The 4,502-nt window shown below is 30.7% G+C and carries 8 protein-coding genes and 1 pseudogene; 3 read left to right on the plus strand and 6 right to left on the minus strand.

What is annotated here, in order from left to right; translation table 11 throughout:
- The 6 genes and pseudogenes from Q385_RS08755 to Q385_RS0100675 all read right to left on the minus strand — a co-directional run.
- Positions 1-203: pseudogene (locus Q385_RS08755) on the minus strand (hypothetical protein); the annotation flags it as partial.
- Between the two features lie 169 nt (positions 204-372).
- Positions 373-1,692, minus strand: a complete 1,320-nt coding sequence (locus Q385_RS0100655; RefSeq protein ID WP_028949819.1) for a nucleotide sugar dehydrogenase — start codon at positions 1,690-1,692, stop codon at positions 373-375.
- On the minus strand, positions 1,693-2,304 hold the full coding sequence (locus Q385_RS0100660; RefSeq protein WP_028949820.1) for a PDDEXK family nuclease: 612 nt from the start codon (positions 2,302-2,304) through the stop codon (positions 1,693-1,695).
- Positions 2,305-2,328: 24 nt separating this feature from the next.
- On the minus strand, positions 2,329-2,949 hold the full coding sequence (locus tag Q385_RS0100665; RefSeq protein ID WP_028949821.1) for a PDDEXK family nuclease: 621 nt from the start codon (positions 2,947-2,949) through the stop codon (positions 2,329-2,331).
- Between the two features lie 163 nt (positions 2,950-3,112).
- A complete protein-coding gene (locus Q385_RS09440) occupies positions 3,113-3,589 on the minus strand; it encodes a hypothetical protein (RefSeq protein ID WP_211245377.1) in 477 nt (158 codons plus the stop codon).
- Positions 3,586-3,888: a nucleotidyltransferase domain-containing protein gene (locus Q385_RS0100675; RefSeq protein WP_028949822.1), complete on the minus strand. Its 303-nt coding sequence runs from the start codon at positions 3,886-3,888 to the stop codon at positions 3,586-3,588. Before Q385_RS0100675 ends, Q385_RS09440 begins: the two co-directional genes overlap by 4 nt.
- 82 nt (positions 3,889-3,970) lie before the next feature.
- Between Q385_RS0100675 and Q385_RS09275 the strand changes: the two genes are divergently transcribed.
- The 3 genes from Q385_RS09275 to Q385_RS09575 all read left to right on the plus strand — a co-directional run.
- Positions 3,971-4,138, plus strand: a complete 168-nt coding sequence (locus tag Q385_RS09275; protein ID WP_156925189.1) for a hypothetical protein — start codon at positions 3,971-3,973, stop codon at positions 4,136-4,138.
- Between the two features lie 97 nt (positions 4,139-4,235).
- Complete coding sequence (locus Q385_RS0100685) at positions 4,236-4,427, plus strand: hypothetical protein (RefSeq protein ID WP_028949823.1); 192 nt, start codon at positions 4,236-4,238, stop codon at positions 4,425-4,427.
- A partial coding sequence (locus Q385_RS09575; protein ID WP_245596338.1) for a helix-turn-helix domain-containing protein occupies positions 4,378-4,502 on the plus strand: 125 nt, incomplete at its 3' end. The genes Q385_RS0100685 and Q385_RS09575, both read left to right, overlap by 50 nt.

Below are 4,502 nucleotides of genomic sequence, written 5' to 3' on the forward strand. Positions count from 1 at the left end.
TACTCTTTTATCTGTTTGTCAACTTCTTGTTTGTACTTTTCAAACTCTTCATCCATTTTGGCAAATTTTCTATCGTTTTCTTGCTTGTACTCTTTTATCTCTCTGCTCAAACTTTGAATTTCCATTTCTGTTTTTTGCTGTATGTATAAAAGTCTCATCATCATTTCTTCAAGTCTGGATACTTTTTCTTCTAACACTTCCATTTTTATCTCCTCCAAAAGGTCTGATATAAAATCTATGCTCTTTTTTTCATATATTCAAACCTTTTTCTTTTAGTAAGTAAGGTTTTAGCCTACAGCTGTTTCTTTTATTGCTTTTATTTCTTCTTTTGAAAGTCTTACTTTTTGATCTTGAAGTATTTCAATTTTTATCTTACAGCCTCCAGTATAAAAATCCTTCTTTTAAAGCTTTTTCTTTGTTGTATATACCTTTTACGTCTATTAAAATAGGTGTACCGCCGTTGTTCATAAGTTTTTTATACTCTTTAAAGTCAAGTTCTTCAATAAATGGTCTGTGTTTTACTGCTACTATTACAGCGTCGTATGGTGTGTGTTTTTCTATATTGTCTAATAACTCTATACCGTATTCGTGTTTTACTTCTTCCGGATAAGCGTATGGGTCGTAAATGTAGACTTCTATACCGTACTCTTTTAGTTCGTTGTAAACATCTATAACTTTTGTGTTTCTTATGTCTGATATGTTTTCTTTAAAAGTTAGCCCAAGTATAAGGACTTTACTTCCTTTTACAGATTTCCCTGCTTTTATCAACTTTTTAACTGTATTTTCTGCTACATACTTACCCATATAGTCGTTTATTCTTCTTCCTGCTAATATAACTTCTGGGTGATAGCCTATTGCTTGTGCTTTAAAAGTTAGGTAGTATGGGTCTACGCCAATGCAATGCCCCCCAACCAACCCCGGTTCAAACCTTAAAAAGTTCCATTTGGTTGATGCAGCTTCTAAAACTTCTTTTGTATCTATTCCCATTTTATTGAAAATTATTGATAACTCATTCATTAGAGCTATATTTAAGTCTCTTTGGGTGTTTTCTATCACTTTTGCAGCTTCTGCTGTTTTTATGTTTGGTGCTTTATGTATTCCTGCTGTTATTACTTCTCCATAAAGCTGTGCTAAAAACTCTGTTATATCAGGTGTATCTCCTGCCACTACTTTCTTTATTTTGTCTATTGTGTGCTGTTTGTCTCCGGGATTTACTCTTTCAGGAGAGTATCCTACGTTAAAGTCTTGTTTCCACTTTAAGCCACTTTCTTGCTCTAATATTGGGACACACTCTTCTTCTGTCAATCCCGGATATACAGTTGACTCATACACAACTATACTGCCTTTTTTCATATACTTTCCAACGGTCTTAGAAGCTGATATGATGGGTCTTAAGTCTGGAATGTTGTGGTTGTCTATAGGTGTTGGGACTGTGATGATTATTACTTTTGCATCGGATATTTTTTCTGGGTTGTCTGTAAACTCTATTTGACTGTTTTTTAGTTTTTCTGATTCTACTTCTTTTGTTCTGTCGTATCCTTCTTTCAGCTCTTTTATTCTTTGTGGGTTTATGTCGTATCCTATAACGTTATACTTTGTGTCAAACAAAACAGCCAAAGGCAGTCCTACGTATCCAAGTCCTATTATGGCTATTTTTTCTGAATTTCCTTTTTTAAACTGATTTACGTTCATTTACTCCTCTCCTTTTAATTCTTTTTCCAGAGCTTCATCAAGATTAAGTATTATACCGTCAATTATTTCTATGTCGTAATTCCAGTCTACGATTTTCCACTCTTTATCGTCTTGTGCTACCATAATTTTCTTTGCTTGAGTGTATATCCATATAACTTTTTTAACACCACTTTTTAAAAGTCTTTTTGTTTTTAGGAAAAAGTATTCATCTCCTATCTCTGATAAATCAGCTTTTGTATCTACTTCAATAACAACTTCAGGTGGGACTTTTAAGTATGTACCTTGTGGTTTTTTTAATTTTTCTCTGCTTACTATTGCAATGTCAAGGTTTAGCCAATTTCCTTCTCTGGTTTTCGTGTAAAAGTATCCTACTTCATTAAAAAGAATTTTATATTTTTTGTTATCTAAAGCTTTGTAAAGGTGTTCTACAATTAAAGAAACTATCCATGATTGTAAATCACTACTTCCCATTATAGCCTCCTTTGGCAGCTGTCCAGAGAGAACCTTTTCGTAGTTTTTGTAGTAAATTTTTTTATTGTCTAAAATCTCGTAAACAAGATAATCTGGGATTTTAACTTTACTTTTTTTCTTTTTTACTGAAGCTGTAGCCATAGTAATCCTCCAGTTTGATTGATGTTATTCATTTTCAAAATCTTTTTTTAAATTTTCGCCAAGGTTGAATTTTAGATTGTCAAGTATCTCAATCTCGTAGTCCCAATCTGTAATTATCCAAGGTTTATCTTTTTCAGCCACCATAACTTTTTTGTCAAAGGTTGTGTACCATATAACTTTTTTAACGCCTGCGTCTAACAAGTCTTGAGTTTTTTCTCTTTGATAGTTCATAAAGTCTCCGTGTTTTCTTAAATCTGCTTTTGTATCTATCTCTATTACTACTTCTGGAGGAGTTTTAGCATACTTGTTGTTTATTCCTTCTTTTAAGAGTTTCTCTCTATCAAATATAGCTACATCAAGGTTTCTCCAACTCTTTGGTGCCCATTGAAAACCTGCCTTATTTAGTAGGATTTTGTATTTTTTTCTATCTAAGTTAGAGTATAAAAATCCTACTATTAAATCAATAATCCAAGCTTGTAGTTTACTACTTCCCATGACTTCCTCCAGTGATTTTTCTCCCTCTAAAACTTTGTCATAATCTCTGTAGTATATGGGTTTTCCATGTCTCATTTCGTAGATTAATCCTTTTGGTATTTTTTTTCTTTGTGTTTCTTTCTTTTTACGTTCAGCTTGTAATGTTTCCATATCTAAATACCTCCAAAAAATACATTTACATTAAAGTTTACGCCTTAAATCCAAATTTTCCAAGTTTAACTACTTTTTATGATAACCCTTTGCCCTTGAACCAAAAAGTATAATTTTTTTAGGGTTGTAATTTTGTAATTCTTTAACTATCAGCTGTATGTATTTATCCGCTTTGTTCATTTTGTTTACAGTACTGCATCTTCTTTGCATAGAGGTTAATTTTTTCAATAATTTTAACTAATTTGGGGACATTTTCTATTACTTCTTCAAACTTTTCAATTAAATTTTCCTGTATGTATTCATGGGATAACTCATTTCTTAAATCTTTCATCTCTATAAGTATTTTATAATCTTCTACAAATCCTCTTTTTTCAGCTCTTATTACTGCATCTAACTTTCTACTTATGTCTTCCATTTCTAATAAGTCTAAGCTTCTTAAAACTTTATTTATTAAAATATCTACCGACCTGCCAAATCTATTTGACAGTGTTTCTAAAACTTCTAAATCTTCTTCTGTTAAATCTTCTCTTAAAAAATCTATGTTTTCCACTTTTTTGTAGGATTTTAATAACCAGTCTAAGTTTTTGTTAAGCATATTTAAATTTTCACAAAAAAGTTTTTTCTTTTCTTCAATCGTCATATTTCTACTCCATATTTATAAGCTAACTTTGTAAACTCTGTTTTTTCAGGGTTTTCAGTGATTATTAGGTCTACTTTTCTATCTCCCAGAGTAAGTAGTAAGTCCACCTTTATTTTTCTTCTCTGTTTATAATCTATACTATTAGATATTACGAGTATATCTATATCTCCACCCTTTTTGTTTAAATCTGTCCTACTTCCAAATATAAATATCTTTGCGTTTGGGTCGTATTTTTTTATAATCGTTTTTATAACTTGTATCTCTTCATTAGAAAGTCTGAGTTTAGGTTGTGTAGTCATTTTTCTTAATTTATTTACTTCTATTAGAAATGTTTTTTATGGTAAAATTTTATCATAACAAGGATATCTTAAAGGAGTATAAGTGGATTTAGAAAATCAAAAACATCCCACTTCTCCTTCTAAACCTAAAAAAGCTTTAATAATATCTGTAGGATTTTTATCTTCTTTATTTTTATCTATATTTGTTGCTTTAATTATTGAAGCTTTGGAAAGTAGAAAGCACTCTATAAGACAAGCTTCAAATCAATAAAAAAACTTTGCTAAAATATTAGAAAATTGTATAAGTTCATATAGACAGTGAACACCTACCCCTGTAAAATAAATTTACTAAACAGGAGGTAGGTAAAATGAAAGGCATTATAGGAGCGCCAATGTATATAACAAAACTCTTTACAAAAAAACTATCAAACAAAATAAAAGATGTCCCACTAACAAGAGAAGTTAAAAAAAGACTTAATATGGATACAGCATTACCAAAAAACCAAAAACATCTCAAAAACATGCAGATACTTCAAAATATCAAGAAACACATTCTATAAATGGCTAAAAAGATATGAAAAAGATGGACTTGAAGGTCTTTACGATAAACCTAAAACCCCAATAAACACAAGAAA

The sequence above is a fragment of the Sulfurihydrogenibium subterraneum DSM 15120 genome (assembly GCF_000619805.1).
In the GTDB taxonomy this organism is placed as follows: domain Bacteria; phylum Aquificota; class Aquificia; order Aquificales; family Hydrogenothermaceae; genus Sulfurihydrogenibium; species Sulfurihydrogenibium subterraneum.